Annotated in this window: 22 protein-coding genes; 12 read left to right on the forward strand and 10 right to left on the reverse strand. The window is 68.7% G+C overall.

Annotation, left to right across the window (positions count from 1 at the left end; genetic code table 11):
• Positions 1–51: 51 nt before the first annotated feature.
• The 4 genes from Q4I23_RS14460 to Q4I23_RS14475 are packed head-to-tail and all read right to left on the reverse strand — an operon-like array spanning position 52 to position 3,564.
• Complete coding sequence (locus Q4I23_RS14460) at positions 52–1,245, reverse strand: MFS transporter (RefSeq protein WP_498526665.1); 1,194 nt, start codon at positions 1,243–1,245, stop codon at positions 52–54.
• A gap of 13 nt (positions 1,246–1,258) precedes the next feature.
• Entirely contained in the window at positions 1,259–2,068 is an 810-nt protein-coding gene (locus Q4I23_RS14465; protein ID WP_498526666.1) for an amino acid ABC transporter ATP-binding protein, read from the reverse strand.
• Positions 2,069–2,072: 4 nt separating this feature from the next.
• The gene (locus tag Q4I23_RS14470; RefSeq protein WP_035679436.1) at positions 2,073–2,735 is read right to left on the reverse strand and encodes an amino acid ABC transporter permease; all 663 of its coding nucleotides are present in this window, start codon (positions 2,733–2,735) and stop codon (positions 2,073–2,075) included.
• 31 nt (positions 2,736–2,766) lie between these two features.
• Complete coding sequence (locus tag Q4I23_RS14475; protein WP_353861303.1) at positions 2,767–3,564, reverse strand: glutamine ABC transporter substrate-binding protein; 798 nt, start codon at positions 3,562–3,564, stop codon at positions 2,767–2,769.
• Between the two features lie 286 nt (positions 3,565–3,850).
• Here Q4I23_RS14475 and hutG point away from each other — a divergent pair, with 286 nt between their 5' ends.
• The 4 genes from hutG (at position 3,851) to Q4I23_RS14495 (ending at position 7,581) form a co-directional block, all read left to right on the forward strand.
• Positions 3,851–4,651, forward strand: coding sequence for an N-formylglutamate deformylase (hutG, locus tag Q4I23_RS14480; RefSeq protein WP_498526667.1), 801 nt, complete (start codon positions 3,851–3,853; stop codon positions 4,649–4,651).
• Positions 4,651–6,075 (forward strand): formimidoylglutamate deiminase, encoded by a 1,425-nt coding sequence (locus Q4I23_RS14485; RefSeq protein WP_498526668.1) that lies wholly within the window; start codon positions 4,651–4,653, stop codon positions 6,073–6,075. Before hutG ends, Q4I23_RS14485 begins: the two co-directional genes overlap by 1 nt.
• Complete coding sequence (locus Q4I23_RS14490; protein WP_454016220.1) at positions 6,072–6,860, forward strand: IclR family transcriptional regulator; 789 nt, start codon at positions 6,072–6,074, stop codon at positions 6,858–6,860. The genes Q4I23_RS14485 and Q4I23_RS14490 overlap by 4 nt, the downstream gene beginning before the upstream one ends.
• 109 nt (positions 6,861–6,969) lie before the next feature.
• The gene (locus tag Q4I23_RS14495) at positions 6,970–7,581 is read left to right on the forward strand and encodes an MliC family protein (RefSeq protein ID WP_498526669.1); all 612 of its coding nucleotides are present in this window, start codon (positions 6,970–6,972) and stop codon (positions 7,579–7,581) included.
• A 31-nt stretch (positions 7,582–7,612) separates the two neighbouring features.
• On the opposite strand, the gene Q4I23_RS14500 is transcribed toward Q4I23_RS14495, so the two are convergent.
• Positions 7,613–8,188, reverse strand: a complete 576-nt coding sequence (locus Q4I23_RS14500; RefSeq protein ID WP_454016218.1) for a HutD/Ves family protein — start codon at positions 8,186–8,188, stop codon at positions 7,613–7,615.
• Positions 8,189–8,277: 89 nt separating this feature from the next.
• A complete protein-coding gene (locus tag Q4I23_RS14505) occupies positions 8,278–10,317 on the reverse strand; it encodes a M3 family metallopeptidase (protein ID WP_498526670.1) in 2,040 nt (679 codons plus the stop codon).
• Positions 10,318–10,948: 631 nt separating this feature from the next.
• On the opposite strand from Q4I23_RS14505, the gene proV reads away from it, so the two are divergent.
• Genes proV through Q4I23_RS14520 form a run of 3 tightly spaced genes read left to right on the forward strand, consistent with a single transcriptional unit; the run spans position 10,949 to position 14,024 of the window.
• Entirely contained in the window at positions 10,949–12,145 is a 1,197-nt protein-coding gene (gene proV / locus Q4I23_RS14510) for a glycine betaine/L-proline ABC transporter ATP-binding protein ProV (RefSeq protein WP_498526671.1), read from the forward strand.
• A gap of 2 nt (positions 12,146–12,147) precedes the next feature.
• Positions 12,148–13,086 carry an ABC transporter permease gene (locus tag Q4I23_RS14515; protein WP_454016216.1) on the forward strand — a complete coding sequence of 313 codons (939 nt, stop codon included), beginning with the start codon at positions 12,148–12,150 and terminating at the stop codon, positions 13,084–13,086.
• 41 nt (positions 13,087–13,127) lie between these two features.
• Positions 13,128–14,024 (forward strand): glycine betaine ABC transporter substrate-binding protein, encoded by an 897-nt coding sequence (locus Q4I23_RS14520; protein WP_498526672.1) that lies wholly within the window; start codon positions 13,128–13,130, stop codon positions 14,022–14,024.
• 36 nt (positions 14,025–14,060) lie between these two features.
• On the opposite strand, the gene Q4I23_RS14525 is transcribed toward Q4I23_RS14520, so the two are convergent.
• The 3 genes from Q4I23_RS14525 to Q4I23_RS14535 form a co-directional block, all read right to left on the reverse strand.
• The gene (locus Q4I23_RS14525) at positions 14,061–17,381 is read right to left on the reverse strand and encodes a PAS domain S-box protein (protein ID WP_498526673.1); all 3,321 of its coding nucleotides are present in this window, start codon (positions 17,379–17,381) and stop codon (positions 14,061–14,063) included.
• Between the two features lie 13 nt (positions 17,382–17,394).
• A complete protein-coding gene (locus Q4I23_RS14530; protein WP_498526674.1) occupies positions 17,395–18,462 on the reverse strand; it encodes an HD domain-containing phosphohydrolase in 1,068 nt (355 codons plus the stop codon).
• 156 nt (positions 18,463–18,618) lie between these two features.
• Positions 18,619–18,789: an RSP_7527 family protein gene (locus Q4I23_RS14535; RefSeq protein WP_237907406.1), complete on the reverse strand. Its 171-nt coding sequence runs from the start codon at positions 18,787–18,789 to the stop codon at positions 18,619–18,621.
• Between the two features lie 461 nt (positions 18,790–19,250).
• Here Q4I23_RS14535 and Q4I23_RS14540 point away from each other — a divergent pair, with 461 nt between their 5' ends.
• The 3 genes from Q4I23_RS14540 (at position 19,251) to Q4I23_RS14550 (ending at position 21,118) form a co-directional block, all read left to right on the forward strand.
• Positions 19,251–19,934, forward strand: a complete 684-nt coding sequence (locus Q4I23_RS14540; RefSeq protein ID WP_498526675.1) for a lysozyme inhibitor LprI family protein — start codon at positions 19,251–19,253, stop codon at positions 19,932–19,934.
• A gap of 182 nt (positions 19,935–20,116) precedes the next feature.
• The gene (locus Q4I23_RS14545; RefSeq protein ID WP_498526676.1) at positions 20,117–20,536 is read left to right on the forward strand and encodes an organic hydroperoxide resistance protein; all 420 of its coding nucleotides are present in this window, start codon (positions 20,117–20,119) and stop codon (positions 20,534–20,536) included.
• 126 nt (positions 20,537–20,662) lie between these two features.
• Positions 20,663–21,118: a MarR family winged helix-turn-helix transcriptional regulator gene (locus Q4I23_RS14550; RefSeq protein ID WP_498526677.1), complete on the forward strand. Its 456-nt coding sequence runs from the start codon at positions 20,663–20,665 to the stop codon at positions 21,116–21,118.
• A gap of 21 nt (positions 21,119–21,139) precedes the next feature.
• Here the strand turns inward: Q4I23_RS14550 and Q4I23_RS14555 are convergent, their stop codons facing one another.
• A complete protein-coding gene (locus Q4I23_RS14555) occupies positions 21,140–22,372 on the reverse strand; it encodes a plasmid replication protein (RefSeq protein WP_498526678.1) in 1,233 nt (410 codons plus the stop codon).
• Between the two features lie 774 nt (positions 22,373–23,146).
• Between Q4I23_RS14555 and Q4I23_RS14560 the strand changes: the two genes are divergently transcribed.
• Together Q4I23_RS14560 and Q4I23_RS14565 are read left to right on the forward strand one after the other, a co-directional pair.
• Positions 23,147–24,013, forward strand: coding sequence for a helix-turn-helix domain-containing protein (locus Q4I23_RS14560; RefSeq protein WP_498526679.1), 867 nt, complete (start codon positions 23,147–23,149; stop codon positions 24,011–24,013).
• A 144-nt stretch (positions 24,014–24,157) separates the two neighbouring features.
• On the forward strand, positions 24,158–24,633 hold a 476-nt coding region (locus tag Q4I23_RS14565), incomplete at its 3' end, for a hypothetical protein (RefSeq protein ID WP_498526680.1).

The raw sequence follows: 24,633 nt of genomic DNA on the forward strand, positions 1-24,633 counted from the left end.
GTGGGCTCGGAGATGTGTATAAGAGACAGAAGCATTACGGCCTTTACGGCTTCACGGCTCGGGGCGGAAAGGGCCGCTGATGAGGCGGCGCAGGCCGGCGAACAGGGTCAGCCCGCCCGACACCACCCCGACATAGACGAACAGCGCGTCATGCCCGAACCACTCCATGGCCGCCGTCGCCAGCAGCGGCCCGAGCGCCGCCCCCAACGCCCAGGCGAGCAGCAGCGCGCTGGCCAGCGGCACCGTCTCCTCCACCGTCACATGGTCGTTGGCGTGGGCCACGCAGATCGCGTAGAGCGACAGGGCGGCGCTGCCCCACAGGGTGAACAGGCCGAGCAGGACGGTCTGCGGCGCCGCCCCGCCGGGCGGGTTGGCGAAGGCGGCGATCAGGAAGGCGGCGACCATCGCCACCGCGGACACCGCGAAGATCACCAGCCGCCGATCGTGGCGGTCCGACAGCCGGCCGATCGGCCATTGCAGCACCACGCTGCCGACCTGGATGCCCGACATGATCAGCGCGACCCCGGCGGCGGGCAGGGCCAGCCCGGCGAGCCAGGCCGGGCCGATGCCGGTGACCGCGGTGTTGCACAGGCCCACCATCAGACAGCCGGCGAAGGCCACCGGCGCCCGCCGCACATACTGCCAGGGCGAGGGCGCCGGCCCCTTCGGCGCGGCGATGGCCGGCGGGCGGATCACCGCCACCGGCACCAGCGACAGGCCGTAGCAGCCCGCCGCCAGCACGGTCAGCCAGAGCGCCGAGAGGTCCGGGCTGGCGAGCAGCATCTGGCCGCCGATCACCGCCACCTTGCAGGCGATCATGTAGAGGGAGAAGACGCTGCCCCGCGATCCCGGCGGCGACAGGGTGGCCAGCCCGCTTTCCGCGACGGTGAGCATCCCGACATAGGACACCCCCATCAGCAGCCGCAGCCCGACCCAGGCCTGGGCGTCGGGCAGCAGGTTCAGCAGCAGCGTGGCGGCGGCGGCGAGCAGGCCGAAGGCGGCGAAGGACCACACCCCGCCCACCCGGCGGATCATCCAGGGCGCCGCCCAGCAGCCCAGCACGAAGCCGACCGAATAGGCCGATGCCACCGCCCCGACGACCAGCGGCGGTGCCGCCGCCTCGGCGAGGCGGAGCGGCAGCAGGATTTGCAGGATGCCGTTGGCGACCTGGATGACGCAGACGCCGAGGATCAGCGCGGCCAGCACCATGAGCGGCGAGGCGGGCGCCCGTTGGGTGTGGGGCAAGATGGACGGGGCGTCAGTGGTTGCCGGGCAGGGTGTCCAGCGGGTCGTCGGCCGCCGGCTGCGGACGGGCGCCGGCGAGATGGCCGTCCACCAGCGCGCGCAGGAAGCCGCGGGTGCGCTCCTGCACCGGGTTGGTGAAGATCTGCTCCGGCGAACCGGACTCGACGATGCGCCCGTCGGCCATGACGACCACGGTGTCGGCGACCTCGCGGGCGAAGCCCATCTCGTGGGTCACCACCATCATGGTCATGCCTTCCTCGGCCAGCGTCTTCATAACCTGGAGCACCTCGCCGACCAGCTCGGGGTCGAGCGCGGAGGTCGGCTCGTCGAACAACATCACCTTGGGCTTCATGGCGAGCGCGCGGGCGATGGCGGCGCGCTGCTTCTGCCCGCCCGACAGGGTGGACGGATAGACGTCGGCCTTGTCGCCCAACCCGACCTTGCGCAGCAGCCCCATGGCCAGCTCCCGCGCCTCGGCCTTGGCCATGCCGCGCACCACGACGGGGGCGCGCATGACGTTCTCCACCGTGGTCATGTGCGGAAACAGGTTGAAGGACTGGAAGACCATGCCCGTCTCGGCGCGCAGCGCGTTCAGCTCCTTGTCGGGCAGCGGCTTGCCGTCGGCGATGATGGTGCGGTGGTTGATGCGGATCTCGCCGCGGTCGGCGATCTCCAGGCAGTTGCAGCAGCGCAGCAGCGTGCTCTTGCCCGAACCGGACGGGCCGATGACCACGGTGGTGCGCGACGGCGGCACGGTCAGGCTGACGTCCTTCAGCACCTCGGTGCTGCCGAAGCTCTTGTAGACGTTGCGGATCTCGATCACCGGCTTACCCTCTTTCCACGGTCATGCGCTTTTCGATCTGGCGCAGGATCCAGGTGGCCGCGTTGGTCAGCACGAAATAGATCAGCGCCACCGCGATGTAGACCTCCAGCGCGCGGAAGCTGGTGGAGATGATCCGCTGCCCCTCGCGCATCACGTCGTCGATGGTCAGCAGCGACACCAGCGCCGAATTCTTGATCAGCGCGATGGTCTCGTTGCCCAGCGGCGGCAGCATGCGGCGGAAGGCCTGGGGCAGAACCACCTCCCACATCGCCTCGCGGTAGGACATGCCGAGCGAGCGGGCGGCTTCCATCTGGCCGCGGTCGATCGACTGGATGGCGCCGCGCACCACCTCCGACACGTAGGAGCCGCTGTAGATGCCGAGCCCGATCACGCCGCACAGCCACGCCGGCAGCAGGATTCCGAACTGCGGCAGGCCGAAGAACAGCAGGAAGAGCTGCACCAGCAGCGGCGTGCCGCGGATGAAGGCGACATAGGCCGACGCGATGCCGTACAGCACGCGCCGCGCCGGGTTGAGGCGGATGATGCCGACGAGCAGGCCAAGCACGGCGCTGAGCAGGAAGGCCGCCGCGGTCACCTCGATGGTGACCACGGTGCCCTTCAGCAGCTCCGGCAACCCTCCCCAGACGGGGGCGAAGTCGAGCGTCACGGGAGGGGTCCTCCGTTCACAAGGATATCGATCACTTCTTGGCTTCGAACCACTTGTCGATGAGCTTCTGGTAGGTGCCGTCGGCCTTCAGCTTGGTGATGGCGGCGTTCACCTTGGTCACCAGCTCGGTGTTCTCCTTGCGCATGGCGAAGCCGTAATCCTCGGTGGTGAGCTGGTCGTCCAGCACCTTCACGGTCGGATGCGTCTGGGCGTAGAGCTTGGCGGCGGGCTTGCCGGTCACCGCGACGTCGGTGCGTCCGGTCTCGACCTGCCCGAACATCTCGGCGTTGGTCTCGACCTCGACGATCTTCGTCTTCGGGAAATGCTCCTTCAGATGGACGACCGACTTGGTGCCGATCTGCACGGCGGCGGTCTTGCCTTCAAGGTCGGCCGGGCCCTTCACGGCGGTGTTGTTCGCCTTGACCATGATGACGAGGCCGCCCGGATAGTAGGTGTCGGAGAAGGCGACCACCTTGCGGCGCTCCTCGGTGATGTACATGGCCGAGGCGATCATGTCGAAGCGGTTGGCCATCAGGCCGGGGATCAGGCCCTTGAAGTCGATGTCCACCCACTCGACGCCCTTGGTGGCGCCCAGCTCCTTGGCGATGGCCTCGACCAGCTCGATGTCGAAGCCGGTCTTCTTGCCGTCCTGCGAGAATTCGAAGGGCGCGAAGGTGGCGTCCACGCCGACGCGGAAGGTGCCGTTCTGCTTGATCGAGGCGATCACCGCGTCCTCGGCGCGCGCCGGGACGGACCCGGCGCCGACCACGGTGACGACCGCGGCGGCGGCGAAGGAGGCGGCGGCGAGAAACTTACCAAAGGACTTCATGGGTCGGAATTTCCCTGTTCGTTGCGCCTGCGTTGCCAGTTTCGGACGCCGGGGAACCCCCTTGCGCAGCGAGCGGCTTGGCAGCGCCGTGTTTTGCCTATAAAACATATGTTGCCCAGGGAAAACGGTCGCGTCAACGCCGTTTGTCATACTGGAGCATGTCGGACACCCTATGGCAACGCTGGTGTTGCGGCCAAGTACCGCGAACGACGCGGAAGCCGGGGGCGGCCGAACAGGGACGCAGAAAGTTTTGCTGACAAAACACTTGTCGCACGGGAGAGAGGAAATGGACGTTTTCGGGTTTCGCGCCGCGCGCCGTCCGGTGCTGATCAGCCTGCCCCATGTCGGCACGGCGCTGCCGGACGGATTCATCGGCCGGCTGGTGCCGGAGGCGCAGGGCCTGCCCGACACGGACTGGCACCTGCCGCGACTCTACGACTTCCTGGAGGATCTCGGAGTCGGGGTGATCCAGGCGCGCTTCTCGCGCTACGTCGTCGACCTGAACCGCCCCAGCAACGACACGCCGCTCTACAGCGGCGCCACCACGGGCCTGTGCCCGACCACCCTGTTCGACGGGGCGCCGCTGTACCAGCCGGGCGCCGAACCGGACGCGGCGGAGGTGGCCGAACGGGTCACCCGCTACTGGGCGCCCTACCACGACGCCATCACCGCGGAGATGACCCGGCTGCGCGACCAATTCGGGCGGGCGGTGCTGTTCGACGCCCATTCCATTCGCTCCGTCGTGCCGCGGCTGTTCGAGGGGCGGCTGCCCGACCTGAACATCGGGACCAACGACGGGCGCAGCGCCGATCCCGTGCTGAGCGACCGGCTGGTCGCGGTCGGCGCGGATGCCGGAGCTGACGGCTTTACCCATGTCCTCAACGGGCGCTTCAAGGGCGGCCACATCACCCGCCATTTCGGGCGCCCGTCCGAGGGCTGGCACGCCGTGCAGCTCGAGATGGCGCAGGTGACCTACATGGAGGAGGATGCGCCCTTCGCCTTCGACGAGGCGCGCGCCGCGCGGATTCGTCCGCATCTCCGGCGCTTCATCGGGGCGATGGCCGAATGGGCTGAGGAGCGGGCGTGATGGAGGCGGCGATGGACAGCGTGATGGGGGACGGCATGAACGGACTGTTCTGCGAACGGGCGCTGCTGCCCGACGGCTGGGCCTCGAACGTGGCGCTGCGCTTCGACGCGCGGGGCACGCTGACGGCGGTGGAACGGGACGCCTCCGCAGAGGGCCTGCCCCAGGCCGCTGGGCCGGTGATCCCCGGCATGCCCAACCTGCACAGCCACGCCTTCCAGCGCGCCATGGCCGGGCTGACCGAATACGCCGGCGCGTCGGAGGACAGCTTCTGGACGTGGCGCGACGCCATGTACGGCTTCGTCCGCCGGATGACGCCGGAGGCGGCGGAGGCCGTCGCGGCGCTGCTCTACATGGAGATGGCGAAGCAGGGCTACACGGCGGTGGCGGAGTTCCACTACCTCCACCACAGTGCCGACGGGCGCCCCTACGCCGACCGGGCGGAGATGTCGCGCCGCATCCTGGCCGCCGCCGACACGGCCGGGATCGGCCTGACCCATCTGCCGGTGCTCTACGCCCACAGCGGCTTCGGCGGCAAGCCACCGTCTGACGGGCAGAAGCGCTTCATCAACGACGTGGACGGGCTGCTGTCCATCGTCTCCGCCATGCAGAAGGCGATGGGCACGGAGCGGGCGGGCCGCCGCACCGGTCTCGCCCTGCATTCGCTGCGCGCGGTGACGCCGGAGGAGATGCGCGACGCGCTGGCCGGCCTCGACGCGCTCGACCCCGGCGCGCCCATCCACATCCACATCGCCGAGCAGACGGCGGAGGTGGACGACTGCGTCGCCTGGAGCGGCAAGCGCCCGGTGGAATGGCTTCTGGAGAACGCCCCGGTCGGGCCGCGCTGGTGCCTCGTCCACGCCACGCACGTGACCCCGGCCGAGGTGGATGGCATGGCGGCAAGTGGCGCGGTGGCCGGTCTCTGCCTGACGACCGAGGCCAATCTGGGAGACGGGCTGTTCCCCGCCATCCCCTTCCTGGCGCAGGGCGGGCGGTTCGGCGTCGGGTCGGACAGCCACATCAGCGTGTCCGCGGCGGAGGAACTGCGGCTTCTGGAATACGGCCAGCGGCTGGTGCAGCGGCGGCGCAACGTGCTGCGCATCGGGGATTGCCCGTCCATCGGCGGCGGCCTCTACCGGGCGGCGGTGGCCGGCAGCGCGCAGGCATTGGGCCAGCCAGTGGCCGGCGGCGGGATTCAGGTGGGCCAGCCCGCCGACCTCGTCGTGCTTGACGCCGACAACCCGAAACTGCTTTCTCGGACCGACGACAGCCTCCTGGACGCCTATGTCTTCGCCAGCGACGGGCACGCCGTGCGCGACGTGGTCGCCGCGGGGCGGACCGTGGTACGCGAGGGCCGCCACGTCCGGGAGGACGCCATCCTGGCCGCCTACCAGCGCGCCATCGAGGGGTTGCGTCGGGACACATGAGCGAGACCGATCCGAACACCTACATCGCCCCGGCGCTGCAGCGCGGGCTGGCCATCCTGGAGCTGTTCACGCCGCAGCGCCGGACCCTGTCCCTGACCGACATCGCCAAGGCGCTGGGGATCGGGCGGGCCTCGGCCTACCGGCTGGTCTTCACGCTGGAGCATCTCGGCTACATCGGGCGGGTGGGGGACGGCAAGTCCTACCGCCTCGCGCCGCGGTCGATGCAGCTCGGCTATCATTACCTGTCGGGGCTGGACGGGATCGAGGTGGCGATCCCCTACATCGACGGGCTGCGCGACAGCACGCAGATCTCGGCCCACATGGCGGTGCGCGACGGGACGGAGATCGTCTACGTCTACCGCGCGCACTCGCACATGACGCTGTCCAGCAACATCGCGGTCGGCTACCGCCTGCCGGCCCACGCCACCGCGATGGGGCGGATGCTGCTGAGCGGCCTCACCGACGAGGCCGTCGCGCAGCTCTACACCGGCGTGCGGCTGGACCGCTACAGCGACACCACGGCGGTCACGCTGACCTCGCTCATCCAGGAGGTGGCGGAGGACCGCAAGCGCGGCTGGACGATGAACCGCTCCTCTTTTGTGTCGGGGATCGTCGCCATTGCGGCGGCCATCCGCGACCACCGGGGTGAGGTCATCGCCGCCATCAACCTCTCCGGCCCCAGCGCCGTGATGGACCAGCCCGCCACGCTCGACCATCTGCGGACCAAGGTGGTGGAGACGGCGGACGCGATCTCGCACCAGCTCGGCTACCTGCCGCGCGGCTGAGCGGCAACTGCCCAATTGACCCTCGCCCCAGAGGGGAGAGGGGATGTCTTTTCCCGGGACGTAGAACGCGGCATTCTGACCGGGTCGGAAGATTGCACGGGGAAGCCCTATGCGTGCGCATCGCAACGCCCTGCGGATCGCTCTTGTGGCGACGGTCGCATGGGGAGGCACCGCCCTCGCCGCAGAATCCGCCGGCCCCTCCTTCCCCTGCGCCACGGTGGAGAAGGGCAGCATCGAACAGATGGTCTGCACCGACGCCGGCCTGTCGGCGCTCGACCGCAAGCTGGCCGGCGTCTATGGCGAAGCCACGGGCAAGGCGGCGAACGAACACCCTCCGGTGCTGAAGGCGGAGCAGCACGGCTGGATCAAGGGCCGGAACGACTGCTGGAAGGCCGACGACCGCCGCGCCTGCGTCGGGGAGCAGTACCGCCTGCGCATCGCCGAGCTTCAGGCCAGATACCGGCTGGTGCCCGCCATCGGCCCGGTCCGCTTCGCCTGCGACGGCCAGGCGGGCAACGAGCTGACCGCCACCTTCTTTGAGACCGACCCACCGACGATGATCGCCGAGCGCGGCGACGCCGTATCGCTGATGGTCGGACAGCCAGCGGCGTCCGGCGCCCGCTACCAGGGCCGCAACGAGAGCTTTTGGGAGCATCAGGGCGAAGCGCGGGTGACCTGGGGCTACGGCGCTCCGGAGATGACCTGCCGGAAGGTGCCGTAACCCCTCAACCTAACTCCTCACGCGGGTTCCTTTAGCCGCGCGCCGCGACGCGGGCGAGGACGGCGCAGGCCCCCGGCCCGGTCTCCAGCGTGGCGGCGGTGTCGTCCAGACGGGCGGTCCAGCCCGGCGACACGCGCGCCACGCTGTCGCCGGTGCGCAGGATCACCTCGCCGGCCAGCGCATGGACCAGCGCCACGCCGCCGGCCGGGATGTCCGCGGCTTTGTCGGCCGGCAGGATGTCGAGCCGGGCGTCGGCCCGCTCGCGGTCGAAGATCAGGTTGAAGTCGCGGATCGGCCCGTCCAGCAGGGCGCAATCCACCGCTGCGTCGCCGGAGAAGCGGAAGGGGGCGGTGCGGTTGGTCACGGTCGCCGGGACGCCGTCCACGGTCAGCCGCATGCCGGCCCCCTCGACCACGGCGATCAACCGCTCGTAGCCGGTGAAGGCGGAGAAGGGGCCGGCCTCCGCCACGTCGGCGATGCTGACCCGCCACAGGAAGCGGCCGGCGGCGCCGGGCAGCTCCTGGAGGGCAATTTCGGTGGTCGTGCCGCCGCCGTTCTTCCAGGGCATGCGGCGGTAGCGGGCGGGGTCGAGAAGAGAAACAGCCATAAGAATCCTCGCGGGACGGGGGAGGGCGTCCGGCCCATCCCCCGTCCCTTGTCCTCGTGTGCGTGTCTGCGGCGCCGATGGGCGGTGCGTCAGGCGTCCCCAAGCGACTGGGTCAGGCCCCGGTGCTTGAGGAGTGCCTCAATGCGCGGCTCGCGTCCGCGGAAGGCGGTGTACAGCTCCATCGGGTCGCGGGTGTCGCCCGACGAATAGATCGTCTTCAGCTTCGCCGCAAGGTCCGGGTCGAAGGGGTTGCCGGTTTCCAGGAACGCCTCGAACCCGTCGGCGTCCAGCACCTCAGCCCACAGATAGGCGTAATAGCCCGCGGCGTAGCCGCTGCCGGCGAACAGATGCTGGAAATGGGTCGGGCGATGGCGCACGGCGATTTCCGCCGGCATGCCGATCTTGTCCAGCACCGACCGCTCGAAGGCGGCGACATCCGTGTCGGCGGCGTCGCTCCGGGTATGGAACTCCAGATCGAGCAGCGCTGCCGCGGTGTATTCTACCGTGCCGAAGCCCTGGTTGAAGTTGCGGGCGGCGAGCAGGCGGCGCAGCAGATCCTGCGGGATCGGCTCCCCGGTCTGGTGATGGCGGGCGTAGGTGGACAGCGTTTCCGGAACCGCCAGCCAGTGCTCGTAGATTTGCGAGGGCAGTTCCACGAAGTCGCGGCGGACCGAGGTGCCGGACTGGCTCGGGTAGCGCACGTTGCTGAGACAGCCATGCAGGAAATGGCCGAACTCGTGGAACAGCGTCTCGGCGTCGTCGAAGCTGAGGAGCGTCGGTTCGCCCTTCGAGAAGTTGTTGTTGTTGACGATGATCGGCGACACCGCCCCGTCAAAAGTCTCCTGGTCGCGGTAGCTGCTCATCCAGGCGCCGGACCGCTTGGCGGAGCGGGCAAAATTGTCGTGCAGGAAGAGGCCGACATGCCGCCCGTCCTTTTCCGTCACCTCGTAGACGCGGACGTCGGGATGGTAGACCGGCAGGTCGGGCCGCTCGGTGAAGGTCAGCCCAAACAGGCGCCCGGCGGTGTCGAAGGCCGCGCGCACCATGTTCTCCAGCACGAAGTAGGGCTTCACCTCCGCTTCGTCGATGTCGTACTTGGCCTGCCGGACCTTCTCCGCGTAGTAGCGCCAGTCCCAGGGGGCGATCGGCTCGTTCATGCCCTCCGCGCGGGCGCAGTCCTGAAGCTCTGCGCGCTCGGCGGCGGCCTTCTCCTTGGCCGGACCCCAGACCTGCAGCAGCAGCCGCTCGACGGCGGAGGTGTCCTTCGCCATGCTGTCGTCCAGCTTGAAGTCGGCGTAGCTGGCATAGCCCATCAGCTTCGCCTGCTCGGTGCGCAGCGCGACGATCTCGCGGATCAGCGGGCGGTTGTCGTGCTCGCCCTCATGCTCGCCGCGGCGGATCCAGGCCTCGTAGGCCACCTGACGCAGGTCGCGGCGGGCCGAGAAGGTCAGGAACGGCTCCACCAAGGAGCGGGCCAGCGTGATGACGTACTTGCCCTCCTGCCCGCGCTCCTTGGCGGCCTGGGCGGCGGCGTTGCGAGCGAAGTCGGGCAGGCCGGCGAGGTCGCTCTCCTCCAGCACGAGTTGCCAGTCCTTCTCGTCGTGCAGCACGTTCTGGCCGAACAGCGTGTGCAGGGTCGCCAGCCGCTCGGTGATCGCGGTCATCCGCGCCTTGGCGTCCGGCGGCAGCAGCGCGCCGCTGCGCACGAATCCCAGATGCTGGCGCTCCAGCAGGCGCAACTGGTCGGGGGCGAGGTCCAGCGTCGCGCGCCGCTCATACAGCTCGGCGACGCGGGCGAACAGCGCCGGGTCCAGCGCGATGCGCATGGAATGCTGGGCGAATTTCGGCGCGTAATCGCGGGCGATGGTCTCCAGCGCGTCGGTGGTGTTGCTGGAGTTCAGGTTCCAGAACACGCCGCCGACCCGGTTCAGGAAGCGCCCGCTGCGCTCCATCGCCTCGATGGTGTTGGCGAAGGTCGGGGCGTCGGGGTTTCCGGTGATCGCCGCGATCTCCGCGATGTTCTCCGCCATGCCATGGTCGAAGGCGGGCGGAAAATGCTCGGCCTGGATGCGGTCGAAGGGCGGCAGGCCGAAGGGCGTGGTCCAGGTTTCGAAGAACGGGTTGCTCATCAAGGCCCCTTGCTGACCGGAAACGGAAGACATGCAAGGACATGGTGCCGCAACCGGTCCGTCGCCACAACACGCCGGTCGCCGCAAGGCGCATCCCAGAGCGGCGAAAAAGGAAGGAACCGCGGCGCAGAACTAGGACAATAAGCCTTCAATTTCACGCTTGAACGACATTGGTCCGGTGCCATATCCAACCGAGACATAAAAAGGCTTCAAATCTCTCCTAAAGTTTGTTAGCCTCTTGTGAGTGGCGGCCAGGAATTGACCTCTTGAACGCGCTTCAGGAGCGCCATTCCGTGTGCGCATTTCCCTACAACCCCAGTCTGTTTCAGAGGTGACATCGGTATGCATGCATAGATAAATCTGTTTTCTTGTTCATATAGCCTTCAATTTCATGAGTCTTCGCTGTTTTTGCGTTTTCTCATGTCGCTTTACTTTCCCTGTGGTTGGCGGGAGGCGGTCGCGACGCGGCTGTCAAAATTGCTGGCGTGCGGACGAAAGTCCTTGCCTTGCGTGCCTCTCCACCCCGGCACGCCCCTGCTTCCCCCTGCTTCCAATGAAGGCTGCACGACGGACCGGTCCCTTTCGGGGTCCGGAACCACACGCATTTTGCCAAGAGCGGAGGCATCAGCGGATGACCGCGAAAATTGCCGTAAACGGCGTCACCCGGATTTTCGGGCGCCACCCACGTCAGGCGCTCGACCTGCTGAAGGCGGGTCTTTCCAAAGAAGAGATCTTTAAAAGAACCGGCCAGACCGTCGGCGTCCTCGACGCCAGTTTCGAGGTCGAGGCCGGTGAAATCTTCGTCATCATGGGCCTGTCGGGCTCCGGCAAATCGACGCTGGTCCGGATGCTCAACCGGCTGATCGACCCGACCGCGGGCGAGATTCGGATCGACGGGCGCGACATCACCAAGCTGTCGCGCGCCGAGCTGACCGAGCTGCGGCGGCGCGACCTGGGCATGGTGTTCCAGTCCTTCGCCCTGCTGCCGCACCTGCGGGTGTGGGAGAACGCCGCCTTCGGGCTGGAGATTGCCGGGGAAAGCCTGAAGGCGCGGCGCGACAAGGCGCAGCAGGCGCTGGACGCGGTCGGCCTCGGCGCCTACGCGGAGAGCTTCCCACGGGAGCTGTCGGGCGGCATGCAGCAGCGCGTCGGCCTGGCCCGCGCGCTCGCCAACGAGCCGTCCGTCCTGCTGATGGACGAAGCCTTCTCGGCCCTCGACCCGTTGATCCGGACGGAGATGCAGGACGAGCTGCTGCGCCTTCAGGCCGAGCGGCAGCGCACCATCGTCTTCATCAGCCACGATCTGGACGAAGCGATCCGCATCGGCGACCGGCTGGCCATCATGGAAGGCGGCCAGATCATCCAGGTCGGGCGCCCGGACGAGATCCTCAAGCAGCCGGCCAACGACTACGTCCGCTCCTTCTTCCGCAACATCGACGTCACCAAGATCCTGACCGCGGGCGACATCGCCCGGCGCGATCAGGTGACGCTGATCCGCCACACCGGCGAAGGCCCGCGCGCCGCAGTCCGCCAGTTGCGCGAGCGCGACCGCGAGTTCGGCTATGTCCAGGACGGCCGCCGCCGCTTCCACGGTGTGGTGTCGGTGGAGGCGCTGGTCACCGCCATCGAGCGGCACAACGGCTCCGCCACGCTGGACGAGGCGCTGCTTCCGGGCATCGAGCCGCTTCCCGTCGACCTGCCGATGGACGAGGTGCTGCCGCGCATCGCGTCGGCCCCGTGCCCGCTGCCGGTGGTGGACGGGCAGGGCGCCTATGTCGGGGCGATCTCCAAGACCGCCTATCTGGAAACTCTTGGACGGACGCGCTGACCATGGAGTTCAAACTACCCATCGGCGATTGGGCCGACACCGCCGTGATGTTCCTGCTGGACCACGCGCAATGGCTGTTCGACGGCATCGACCTCGTGGTCGGCGCGGTCGCCGACGGCGTCCAGGCCGCCCTGACCTCGCTGCCCGGCGTGGGGCTGGCCGCCATCGTGGTGCTGATCGGTCTGTGGCGGAATGGCTGGCGCTTCGCGCTGTTCGCCGCGGCCTCGCTGCTGGTCGTCGCCGGGCTGGGCATGTGGCACCAGACGGTGGACACGCTGGCCCTGGTGCTGACGGCGACCGCCATCGCCCTGACCATCGGCGTTCCGCTGGGCATCGTCGCCGCGCGCAACGACCGGGTGGAAACGGTGGTGCGTCCGGCGCTCGACCTGATGCAGACCATGCCGGCCTTCGTCTATCTGATCCCGGCGGCCATGCTGTTCGGTCTGGGCCGGGTGCCGGGGATCATCGCGACGATCATCTTCGCCATGCCGCCGGTCGTCCGCCTGACCAGCCTGGGCATCCGGCAGGTCCCGCACGAGCTGGTCGAGGCCGGCCTCGCCTTCGGCTGCACGCCGCGCCAGCTCCTCTTCAAGGTGCAGATGCCGACCGCGCTGCCGTCGATCATGGCGGGCATCAACCAGACCATCATGCTGTCGCTGTCGATGGTCGTCATCGCCTCGATGATCGGGGCGGGCGGCGTCGGCAACGAGGTGCTGCGCGGCATCCAGCGGCTGGACATCGGCCTCGGCGTCGAGGGCGGGCTGGCGGTGGTGATCCTGGCGATCCTGCTCGACCGCATCACCCAGAGTTTCGGAACCCCGGACGCGGGGGGACGCTCCCCCCGGTCCGCTTTGCGCTCCCTGCTGAGCCGCCGCCGCGCGGCGCAGCCGAGGGACGACGCGCACCTGTCTCCTACGCACGGAGTCACGGAAGCGGGATGAACCGCCATCCCCAAAACCATACAAAACAAAGGATTTTTTGCATGAGACGCACGTTTCTGAAGATGATGGCCCTCGGCGTCGCCGCCATGATCGGCAGCACCGCCCTGTCCTCCGCGAGCCTCGCTGCCGAGGACAAGAAGCCGGTCCGCATCGGCTGGACCGCCTGGTCCGACGCCGAGGCGGTGACCAAGCTCGCCCAGCGCCTCATCCAGGAACGGCTGGATCAGCCGGTCGAGCTGGTGCTTGCCGACATCGGCCTGCAGTATCAGGGGCTCGCCAAGGGCGACCTCGACTTCATGATGATGTCCTGGCTGCCGACCACCCACGCCTCCTATCTGGACAAGGTGGGCAAGGACATCGTGCCGCTGGGCATGCTCTACACCCGCGCCCGCCTGGGCTGGGCCGTGCCGGACTATGTGCCGGAGGATCAGGTGAAGACCATCGCCGACCTCGCCAAGCCGGAAATCCGCGAGAAGCTGAAGGGCAAGATCCAGGGCATCGACCCCGGTTCGGGCCTGATGCAGGCGTCGGAGAAGGCGCTGAAGGACTACGGCCTCAACGACTACGAGCTGGTTTCGGCCAGCGGCGCCGCGATGACCGCCGCGCTCGGTCGCGCCGATCGGCGCGAGGACTGGATCGCCGTCACCGCCTGGAGCCCCCACTGGATGTTCGCCAAGTGGAAGCTGCGCTATCTGGAGGACCCGAAGGGCTCTCTGGGCGGGCTGGAGCGCGTCCACGTCATGGCCCGCAAGAGCTTCTACCAGGATCACCCCAAGGTCGCCGAGTTCCTGACCCGGATGTACCTGCCGCTGGAGGATCTGGAGAAGATCATGCTGGAGGCCGACGCCACCTCCTATGAGAAGGCGATCGACACCTACATCGCCAACAACAAGCAGCGCGTGGACTATTGGGTGACCGGCGAGATGCCTGCCTCCTGACGAGACCGGGACAGGACCGAGGCACTGCCCTTACTCTCACAAGGGTCCGGACAATGCCTTGATGCTGTCCTTCAGCACGCCTTCCAGGCTTCCGGCCAGGGCCAGGGCCTCGTCGGGCGGGGCTCTTTCCAGCGCCAGCGCAAGGTCGCCCAGCCGCTTCGCCCCCATGTTCCAGGACAGCCCCTTGAGCGTGTGGGCGGCGCGGCGGTGCTCGTCACCGGCGGCCAGGGCGGCGCTGATCTGCGCCACCTGCTCCCGCGCGGTGCGGGAAAAGCCCTCCAACGCCTCGGACCAGAACTCCGGACCGAGTGCCTCGGCCACGCTGTCCACCTGTTCTCGGTCCAGCAACTCCGCCACCGGAGCGCTTTCCTGAACCGCCTCGTCAACCGGCTCGTCAACCGCCTTGCCAGCCGCACTGTCGATGACCGCGCGGATCGCCGCGTCGAGCGCCGCCGGACGCAAGGGCTTCGGCACGAACCCGTTCATGCCCGACGCCATGCATTCCGGAAGCGAACTGCCCGAGGCGTGGGCGGTCAGCGCGATCACCGGCACCCCGTTGCGCGGCGCCGGCAAGGCGCGGATCAGGCGAGTGGCGGTCAGCCCGTCCATTCCCGGCATCTGGATGTCCATAAGAACCACGTCGAAGGGCTCCTCCGCCCGTTCCACGCTGCGCACCGCCTCGTCCCCATCCACGGCGGTGACAACGCTGTGCCCGCCGCGCACCAGCAACCCGCGCACGATGTCGCGGTTCACCGCGTTGTCGTCCACCGCCAGGACCCGCAAAGGGGGCAGGGGGGCGGCCGGCGGTGCCTCCGCGGCGTGGCACAGCGCCGCCGGATCGCCCAGCGCGCAGGCGACCGAGAATTGGAACAGGCTTCCCTTGCCCGGCACGCTGGAGACGGAAATCGTCCCGCCGAGCAGCCCGCACAGTTCCTTGCAGATCGCCAGCCCCAGACCGGTGCCGCCGTAGCGGCGGGTGATGGAACTGTCGGCCTGGGTGAAGCGGTCGAACAGCGACGGGATGGACTCGGCGGCGATGCCGATGCCGCTGTCCTCCACCTCGAACTGCAGGAGGAAGCGCCCGTCCGGCAGGTCGGCGCCGCGGCGGGCGCGCACGGCCACATGGCCGGTACCGGTGAACTTCACCGCGTTGCCGACCAGATTGAACAGGATCTGCCGCAGGCGGGCCGGATCGGTGACCACCGCCTCCGGCACGCCAGGCAGCATGTGGCAGGACAGGGTCAGCCCCTTGTCCGTCGCCGACGGATTGAACACCGCCATCACCGCCTCCGCGAGGTCGGCGGGCGCGCAGGTCTCCTCCTCGATGGCGATCCGCCCGGCCTCCAGCTTTGAGAAGTCCAGGATGTCGTCGAGCAGCCGCAGCAGGCTTTCCGCCGAACGGCGGGCGACGCCGGCCAGACGCCGCTCCTCCGGTTTCAGCCCATCGTCGTCCAGCAGGGTCAGCGTGCCCAGGACGCCGTTCATCGGCGTGCGGATCTCGTGGCTGATGGTCGCCAGAAACTCGCTCTTCATCCGGTTGGCGTGTTCGGCGCTGTCGCGGGCGCGGCGCAGGTCGGCCTCGATCTGCTTGGCCTTGGACAGGTCGTGGAAGACGCCGATGAAATGCTCCCGCCCGCCGCCGCGCCAGCTCGACAGGGCGATCTCGGTTGGCACCAGCGTGCCGTCGGCGCGCCGGACCGGCACCTCGCGGATCATGCCGCTCGGGCTGCCGCGGCCGCTGGACTGGTAATCCCGGAACAGGCGGTCATGGCTGCCGGCGTGCCCGCCCGGCATCAGGGCCGTGACGTTCCGCCCGATCATCTCCGCCTCCCGGAAGCCGAAGAGGGCCTCCGCCGCCGGGTTGAAGCCGGTGATCACGGCATTCTGGTCGGTGACGACGATGGGCTGGCCGACCGCGGCGAACATGGCGCGGTAGCGCCGCTCGCTGTCGCTCAGCGACCGTTCCGCCCGCCGCCGTTCCGTCACGTCGGAGCCGGAGCCGCGGTAACCGGCGAAGGCGCCCTGGTCGTCGAAGACGGGCTTGCCGCTGAGCGACCAGATGCGGGTGTCGCCGTCCGGTCCGCGGACCGCGAATTCGAAATCGCGGAAGGGCTGCCGGTCCTCCAGGGTGCGGCGGTGTTCCTCCCAATGGACGCCGTCGCCGGCTTCGCGCTGGGCGATGTCCTCGCAGCGCCGACCGCGGTACAGCTCCGGATCGCGGATCGAGCCGGCGTAGGCGCCGGACACGCCGGCAAAGCACAGATCGGCGTCCATCTCCCAGAACCAGTCGGACGCCGTCTCCGCGATGTCGCGCAGCTTCGTCTTGCTGGCGCGCAGATGCCGAGCCGCCTCGTCCAGCGTGGCATGGGATCGCTCCTGGGCGCGGCTCTGCCACGTCACCAACGCGGCCAGGACGAACAGCAGGGCGGTGGTCAGGCTGGCCCCGACGGAGTAGGCGCGCTGCCGCGCCCAGGTTTCGGCCATGAACTCCGCCTCGCCGAAGCCCGCGCTGACGATCAGCGGGTAGTGCGGAAGGCTGCGGAAGCTGGTCAGGCGGGCCACCCCGTCGACGGGACTGACCGAACGCAGGAAGCCTTGCGTTTTCTCCTGCGCCTGCCGGAGGATTGGCGACATGCCGAGGGCCAATCCGATGATGCGGTCGTCCATGACGCTGCGCGCGCGCAGGATGCCGTCGCGGCCGATGATGGAGATGACTCCGTCATGGCCGACATCCAGATTGTCGAAGGTGCGCCCGAAATAGAAGGGGTCGAGCGAGGCGACGATTATCCCGCCGAACCCACCGTCCGGGGCGTCGACCTTGCGGCTGAGCTGGATCGACCATTTGCCCGACGCCCGCCCGAAGACCGGCCGGCTGATGAACAGCCCGTCGACCGTACTCTCCTTGTGCACGCGGAAATGCTCGCGGTCGGCCAGATTCACCCGGGCCGGGGCGTTATCCACGCTGGTCTGGATCAGGTCGCCTTTGCCATCCGCGTAGGCGAGCTGGAGCAGCAGGTCCGAATCCAGCGTCGCATTCCGCATCACGTCGCGCAGCAGCGGGCTCTGGCTGCCCAGCCGGTACAGATCATAGCCGATGAAGGACAGGATGCGGTCGGTCCCGGCGATGGCCCGTGTGGTCTGTTCCGCGATGATGTGCGCCAGGTTACCGGTGTCGCGCTCGGCCCGCTGGAGCGCGTCGCGCTGGTCGCGCTCCGCCAGGTAGAGAGCCGCGGTCCAGGCTGCCGCGGTCAGCAGGAGCGTGGCCATCCACACCCCGGAGACCAGCGCTCTGGACCGGAACGCATAGGCGCGGTGGCCGTGCTCGGGCAGGGGAAGGGAAACGGGGGTATCCGGCATCGCGCCCTCCCGTCTAGCGGAACGCGGCGCCGTCCGTCCCGGTGAAATCCGGGTCGGGATGGGCGTCGTGGATGGCAAGGATGGACGTCCAGGCGCGCAGGAAGGCGTCGACGCAGGCCGGGTCGAAATGGGTGCCGCTGTGCTCGACGATGTAGGCCTTCGCGGTATCGAGCAGCCAGGGCGTCTTGTAAGGGCGGGCGGTGGTCAGCGCGTCGAACACGTCGGCGATGGCGACGATGCGACAGGCCAGCGGAATCTCTTCCCCCCGCAGGCCCTTGGGATAGCCGGTGCCGTCGTACTTCTCGTGATGGCCGAGCGCGATCTCCGCGGCCTCGCAGATGAGCGGATGCTCGCTGCCCTGGAGAACGGCGTGGCCGATCGCCGGATGCTCGCGCATCACCCGCATTTCGCTGCCGGTCAGCCGGCCGGGCTTCAGCAGGATGGCGTCGGGAATGCCGATCTTGCCGATGTCGTGCATCGGCGCGGCCTCGGCCAGCCGGGCGCAGTCATTCGGGTCGAGCCCGAGGCTTTCGGCGATGACGCGCGAGTAGCTGGCCATCCGTTCGATGTGCAGGCCGGTTTCCGGATCGCGGTACTCGGCGGCACGGGCGAGGCGGGCCACCAGCTCCTGCGCCTGCTGGCGGAGCTGGGCAGTCGCCTCCTCCACCCGGCTGCGCAGGACGGCGGCCTGATCGCGCATCATCCGCTGGCCCAGCCGCAGGCGCAGAAGGTTCTGCGCACGGGCGAGCAGCTCCGGCACGATGATGGGTTTGGTCAGGAAATCGGTGCAGCCGCTTTCAAGGGCGGCCACCCGCAGCTTCACCGACGTGTCGGCGGTGATCATCACCACCGGAACGTCAGCGAGATGCCGCTGGGCGCGGATGCGCTCCAGCACGTCCATGCCGTCGAGGTCCGGCATGACATGGTCGATCAGGATCAGGTCGGGCGTGTTGGCGGCCAGCCAATCCAGAGCCTCCAGCGGACTGCCCATGCCGACGGGCTCCGCGTCGTCGATCCGCCGGATGACCGCGCTGGTGATGAACAACGTGGAAGGATCGTCATCGACGATTACAACCTGCATTTTTGCGCCCGTCTCAAATCACCATTTCGGGTATCATTAGAAAATGATACACGGCAAAATCTTAACGAATCTTGCTAAAATTGGATATATGAGGGCGAAAAAGTCGCGGCCGGACAGTCCGGCCGCGTGCATGGGACCTGTGGTGTCGGGTGCGCCTCAGCGGGCGGCGGTCAGACCGCCGTTGGTCGCAGCGCCCGGACGGCTGAAGGCCGCGGCCAGACGGCGGAACAGGCTGCGCAGGTAGGCGGCCCGCAGGGCTTCCGCCTGGCGGCGGATGTTGCGCAGTTCCGTGGACGACAGGGGGTTCGCAAAGTTGTCGGCGTTCATGGCTGTCCTCATGGCGGCATCAAGGGCCGCGGTTCGATGGGAATGTCTCTGGCGGTGCCGCTCGGGCGCCGGGGTCGGCGGCTGGCCGTGGAAGGGGCCTGCGCGATGCCGGCGGAGGGGCGGTGCTGCCTGCCTGGATATATTGACACCACCACCCCGAAAGACGACGCGCCGATAACGCATGGCTTCCATTACTATGATGCAGCGCACAACCAAGAATAAAAGGGAGCATCATCACTCAAGAACACAAGTCTTCGCAGCGCTGTTAAAAGACTTCATCGCAGCGCTGTGACAGTGGAGACTTCCGCAGCGCTGCGAAGCGCGGATTTCCTGCCTTCGCGGCCTGACAGGAACGCACCGGACTGGATGATCGCCGAGGACGGGTTGACCGCACTCCACCGCCGCGGCAGAGTCGAGACCCGCCCCTCGAAGGAAGGGGATTCCGTCGAAGGGGAACCCGCATGCTTCGCCCAGCGCTGCTCGCCCTTGCTCTCCTGGCGCTGCCGACCGCCACCGCCGCAGCGGCGGGCTTTCCCTGCTCCAAGGCCGCCACCCCGACGGAAAAGGCCATCTGCGCCGATCCGGCGCTCTCCGCTCTGGACGAGCGGCTGGCCGCGACCTACCGCGCCGCCCTGGAGCGGCTGTCGGGCGCCAGCCCGGAGGAGGGCACCGCCGGTGCCGCCGTGAAGGCCGACCAGCGGGCGTGGCTGCGCGAGCGCGACTCCTGCGGCGCCGACGCGGCCTGCCTGCGCCGCGCTTATGACGGGCGGGTGGTGGTCCTGTCCTTCCGCACCGATCCGGTCACACCGCCGTCGCCCGTCGGTCGCTATGTCGGCCGCTTCGACCATGAGGGGTTCATGGGTATCGCCGCCATCGCCCTGCGCAACGGGACCATCGCCGTCAGCGTCAGCGGCGCCGAACCCACGGCGGGACGCTGGGTGTGCGACTTTTCCGGCATCGGGCGGCTGGACGACCAGGGACGGCTGACGGTCGGCACCCCCGACGCGGAGGGCGGCGGCCTGATCTTGGTCGCCGAGGAGGACGGCGAGGTCATCATCCCCGACCTGGAGCCCAACCGCGCCGCCAGCGGCTACTGGTGCGGCCACAACGGCAGCTTCATCTGGACCTACCGGCGCGCTCCCTGATCCGCGCCGCCTTGCGAAGCGCGTGCCGCGACGCCATTCCGACGATGCATTGCGCACAATTCAATTGCGCATAGTCAATCATATTGCGCGCAATTCAATTTTGCGTGATAGTCCTTCTCGACAACAAGCGGCAACCCGCTTCCCCGATCGAAACGATCCATCTGTTCGAAGGAGTGCACGCAATGAAGATTCTCTACACGACCAAGGCGACGGCCACCGGCGGGCGTGACGGCAAGGCGGAGACCGACGACGGCCTGCTGTCGGTGGCGCTGGCCGCCCCGAAGGAGCTGGGCGGCAAGGGCGGCGCCACCAACCCCGAGCAGCTGTTCGCCGCCGGCTATTCGGCCTGCTTCCTCGGCGCCATGAAGTTCGTCAGCAACCGCGACAAGATCACCGTTCCCGCGGACGTGACGGTGACCGCTCAGGTCGGCATCGGCCCGCGCGACGACGGCGAGGGCTTCGGCATCGCGGTGGACCTCACCGTGTCGCTGCCCGGCCTGGACAAGGCGGCGGCCGAGGATCTGGTGGCCCGCGCCCACAAGGTCTGCCCTTACAGTCACGCGACCAAGGGCAACATCACGGTGAACACGGCCATCGCTTAAAGGGCGCGTCACCGGGCACATAACAGGGTTTCATGCTCGCGGGCGTGTTGCGTGCCATATCCCCATGCGCTATGGGGTCGCGCGCAACAAGCCCGCGACGCGTCCCTGGCTGGGAACTCCCGAACGATGAGCACCGAGAACGACAACCCGCTGCTTCTGGCCAACCAAGCCTGCTTCGCCCTCTATTCGGCGAATCTGGCGATGACGCGGGTGTACCGCCCGCTGCTGGAGGCGCTGGAGCTGACCTACCCGCAGTATCTGGTCATGCTCCTCCTCTGGGAACAGGACGGCCAGACCATGAAGGCGCTGGGGGAACGGCTGCTGCTCGACAGCGGCACGCTGACCCCGCTGCTGAAACGGCTGGAAGGGCAGGGGCTGGTCACCCGCGGGCGCGACCCGGCGGACGAGCGTCTGGTGCGCATCCACCTGACTCCGCAAGGCACCGCGCTACGGGACCGGGCGACGGCGCTGCCGGAGCACATCGCGGCGGCGGCGAACTGTCCGCTGCCCGACCTCGCCGGTCTGCGCGACGCCCTCCTGAGCTTGCGCGACTCACTGAACGCCGCCGCCGACCGGGATTGAACCCGGCCGCGGGGGCTCTCGTCAGCCGGCCTCGGCCATTGGCAGACGCGGCGGCTCCTCGGTCAGCCGCTTGGCGCGGCGCGCGCGGGTCTCCACCGTCGCGGCGGGAGTGACCGGCACGAAATCGGTGGGCCGGCGGTCGTCGCCGGTGATCGCCCGCATGGCCGCCACGTTGGCGCTCTCCACCGCCTGCGCCTTGCGCACCTGGGCGAGGAATTTGGCGCTGGGCAACATCACGTAGGTGATCCCCTCGATGCGGGCGCCCACTTTGTCGTAGAGCTTCTCCGCGCTGGTCAGGATGCCTTCCTCGACCAAGGCGTCCACCGCCGAGGTCACCGCGCGCAGCGTGTCGCGGCGGCGGCTCCACACATTCATGCCGCTGTTCTTGATGATCTCGTCCGCCGACAGGGTCATCGCCCTGGCGCCCAGATCACCCGGCGCCTCCGCCCCCGAATAGTCGTACTCGGCGCTCAGACGGTTGTAGAGCCAACGGGAGACCGGGCTTTTCAGCCGCATCAGCCATTGGTAGCTGACCGGCTTGAACTCCAGGTTCCGGATGGCCGAGGAGACCAGCGGGTTGAACTGCAGGTGGGTTTCCTCGTCGCCCCCCTCGTCGCCGATCAGGTCGGGTCGGGAGCGGATGGCCAGCACCGGGAAGGCCGTGGATTCCAGCAGGTTGGCCCCGCGGCCCTTCTTCACCCCCTCCGCCGGCTTGCCGATGATGATGCGCGAGCGCGCCAGGATGGTCAGCGATTCGCGGATGTCGCGGATCGACAGGGTGTGGCCGACCGCCTTCAGCTCGCGCTGGATCTCGTAGAGGGTGAAGCGCATCTGGACCTTGTCGCGGTTCTCGCCGCCCAGCGACAGGCGCGAGCGGTCCATGGCGAGGCGGCGCACCACATGCTCCACCACCTGCTCGCGTTCGGCGGGGAAGACCTCGTATTCGATCTCAGTCTGGCTGTCGCCCTGGGCGGTCCCGTCGTCGCGGTTGACCATGTCGCGGTTGACCATCTTGGTCAGACGAGCGGGCTGGATGGTCAGGTGGAAGGTGCTGCCGTGATAGGTGAACTCGCGCTTGATCGACGCGACGAAATTGCCCTTCGCGGGGGCGGTCTCCGCGGACCGTCCGCCGTCGCGCGAGGCGAAGACATAGCGCGGCGCCAGATCGTACAGCGCGATCAGGTGCGACTGGGAGCGGTCCTCCAGCTCGAACAGAACCAGTTGCAGCGCGCCGGGTGTCGCGATCTTGCTCATCCAATCCCTCCTTGCCCGGCTATGACCATGCGGCGGCGGGCGCGCGCTGACAACCGCTTCGTGACGGGCGACCTCCTTCGGTATGGAGCCTTTGCCCGCGCCCATGGAGCGATAGCCCGCGGGTATGGAGCAACAGCCCGCGCTTTTCCGGCATGGCGTTGACATCTTTCGACTCTGTCGGCGACTCCGTCCCCCGGTGCGAATCGCTCCACACCGACGAGGGGCAGGTGCGGACCAAGGCGCGGGCTATCGCTCCATGACCGCGAGTCTCCCCGCGAGTCGGAACTCCATGGGTCGGACCGGCGAAGCGCGAGCAAAAGCTCCATCCCGTGCTCGCCATCAGCCTACCACCGGGTGCGGGTGATTAGGGCAGGGTGCGGGCTATCGCTCCATACCCGCGGGCTATCGCTTCATGGAGGGCGGAGGATCATCCGCCGAACCGCGGGCTGTTGCTCCATGCTCCGGCGTTCCAGCCGCGGCCTGTGGCTCCATGCGCCCGGCTCCAAGGGCGCGGGCTATCGCTCCAGGGGCGCGGGTTGCCGCTCCAGGATTCCGATTCGGCGATGAAGCGCGGGCTGTCGCTCCATAGCGGCGGGCAATGGCTCCAGGAGCGCGGGCCAGGGCTTCAACGGCGCGGGTTACCGCTCCATGCCCGGCTATGGAGCGGCAGCCCGCGGTTTGAAGAGCCGCGTGCCACTGGGAATCCTGATCCGCAAAGCCACCGGCCCGCAGTCCGTGCGGAGCCGGTCCCGATTGCCTTGCGGAGACCGCATCATGACACCCCGCGACGACACACCATTGGACGACACGCCGGACTCCGGCCCGCCCGCGGACAACGGGCGGTGGGGCCGGATTCCGGCTTGGTGGCTCGGCCACCCCGCCATCGATGCCGACGGTCTGGCCGTGCTGGCGGCGCTGGCGACCTACGCCAACGCCCGCGGCGAATGCTGGCCGTCCCAGGCGACTCTCGCCACCGCGCTGAAGCGCAGCCGCAGCACGGTGAACCGAATCCTCGGCCATCTCGCCGAATCCGGGGTGATCGCGCGGGAGTCCCGCCGCTCCGCTTCGGGCGGACGGCTGTCCTGCCTGTACCGGCTGCGGCTGGTCCCCGGCGACGGCGCGATTCCAACGGCCGGCGCGGCCGACGGCCGAACCGCGATTTCCGTCACAATGCCCCCTGTTCAGCCGCCGGCCAAGGATGTCGCTCCCGCCGACTCCCTCTGTGCACCGGTGCGACAGAAACAGCCGGAATCCGAACAGACTCCGGACTCGCACACCTCGCGCGGGCCTGCGCAGACCGTGCCGAACGGCTGGACCCCGGACGCCGGGGATCGCGCCTGGGCCGAACGGCGCTTCGCCGGGGTGGATCTTGACCGCCACGCCGAAGGATTCCGCCTGCGCTGCCAAGCCCACGGCTACCGCTACCGCGACACCGGCGCTGCCTGGAAAGCGTGGCTGACCCAGGATGCCGCCGCCGGCAAGGCGCCGATGCTCCGGCTGACGGGTCCCGCCACCCCCGCAAGGCCGGCATCGAACGTTCCCGTTCCCGAACAGAAGCTCGGTGCCTGGATGGCCGCGGCGGCAAAGCTCAACGCCGCTCAAGACCATGGCCCGCAAGCCCACAAGCCCGTCTGGAGGTAAGAACACACCATGGCCGCAGAGCCGCGTTCCGCCCCGCCCGGGAGGCCAAGCCCCTCGGTCGTGACACCCTTGCCGACCCGTCCACCGCCGGCCTTCGACCCCTCCGCCCCCGCGGCCGAGCGCCGCGCCGCCCTGGTTTCAGCCTTGCCGGGCCCCCTCCGCGACGTCCTCAGCGCCGGACGGCTGGAGCGCCGCCCGCGCTTCGGCGACCGCGGATTCGACGGGGTGACGGAGGATTGGACGCCGCCCGACGGGGTGACCGCCCAGCAGGCGCTGATGGCGCGGCGGGCGCTCGACGAGCTGACCGGCTCGATCCTGGCGCCTGCCTCGCCGGACCATCTGCTGGCCCGCGTCCTGGCCCTGCTCAGCCACTACCCGGCCAAGGGAACCGCGCCGGAGGTGGAGCATCTGGTCGCGCTCGACTGGGCGGAGGATCTCGGCGAGTTCCCGGCCTGGGCGGTCGACGCGGCGGCGCGGACCTGGCGCCGCACGCAGAAATGGCGCCCGTCCATCGCGGAGATGCGGGCGCTGTGCGAGGAGGCCTGCGCGCCGGAATGGGCGCTGGCGCGACGCCTGTCGGTGATCGCGGCGGCGGGAAGCGCGTCCGGAGCTGTCTCTTA

The organism is Azospirillum sp. UFLA03-27 (genome assembly GCF_059803775.1).

Coding starts and splice junctions, on each gene's coding strand:
- Q4I23_RS14560 (WP_498526679.1), top strand. CDS start 23,147: ATGACACCCCGCGACGACACACCATTGGACGACACGCCGGACTCCGGC.
- proV (WP_498526671.1), top strand. CDS start 10,949: ATGACCGCGAAAATTGCCGTAAACGGCGTCACCCGGATTTTCGGGCGC.
- Q4I23_RS14555 (WP_498526678.1), bottom strand. CDS start 22,372: ATGAGCAAGATCGCGACACCCGGCGCGCTGCAACTGGTTCTGTTCGAG.
- Q4I23_RS14540 (WP_498526675.1), top strand. CDS start 19,251: ATGCTTCGCCCAGCGCTGCTCGCCCTTGCTCTCCTGGCGCTGCCGACC.
- Q4I23_RS14505 (WP_498526670.1), bottom strand. CDS start 10,317: ATGAGCAACCCGTTCTTCGAAACCTGGACCACGCCCTTCGGCCTGCCG.
- Q4I23_RS14495 (WP_498526669.1), top strand. CDS start 6,970: ATGCGTGCGCATCGCAACGCCCTGCGGATCGCTCTTGTGGCGACGGTC.
- Q4I23_RS14515 (WP_454016216.1), top strand. CDS start 12,148: ATGGAGTTCAAACTACCCATCGGCGATTGGGCCGACACCGCCGTGATG.
- Q4I23_RS14530 (WP_498526674.1), bottom strand. CDS start 18,462: ATGCAGGTTGTAATCGTCGATGACGATCCTTCCACGTTGTTCATCACC.
- Q4I23_RS14485 (WP_498526668.1), top strand. CDS start 4,651: ATGGAGGCGGCGATGGACAGCGTGATGGGGGACGGCATGAACGGACTG.
- Q4I23_RS14545 (WP_498526676.1), top strand. CDS start 20,117: ATGAAGATTCTCTACACGACCAAGGCGACGGCCACCGGCGGGCGTGAC.
- Q4I23_RS14490 (WP_454016220.1), top strand. CDS start 6,072: ATGAGCGAGACCGATCCGAACACCTACATCGCCCCGGCGCTGCAGCGC.
- Q4I23_RS14525 (WP_498526673.1), bottom strand. CDS start 17,381: ATGCCGGATACCCCCGTTTCCCTTCCCCTGCCCGAGCACGGCCACCGC.
- Q4I23_RS14500 (WP_454016218.1), bottom strand. CDS start 8,188: ATGGCTGTTTCTCTTCTCGACCCCGCCCGCTACCGCCGCATGCCCTGG.
- Q4I23_RS14550 (WP_498526677.1), top strand. CDS start 20,663: ATGAGCACCGAGAACGACAACCCGCTGCTTCTGGCCAACCAAGCCTGC.
- hutG (WP_498526667.1), top strand. CDS start 3,851: ATGGACGTTTTCGGGTTTCGCGCCGCGCGCCGTCCGGTGCTGATCAGC.
- Q4I23_RS14535 (WP_237907406.1), bottom strand. CDS start 18,789: ATGAACGCCGACAACTTTGCGAACCCCCTGTCGTCCACGGAACTGCGC.
- Q4I23_RS14520 (WP_498526672.1), top strand. CDS start 13,128: ATGAGACGCACGTTTCTGAAGATGATGGCCCTCGGCGTCGCCGCCATG.
- Q4I23_RS14475 (WP_353861303.1), bottom strand. CDS start 3,564: ATGAAGTCCTTTGGTAAGTTTCTCGCCGCCGCCTCCTTCGCCGCCGCC.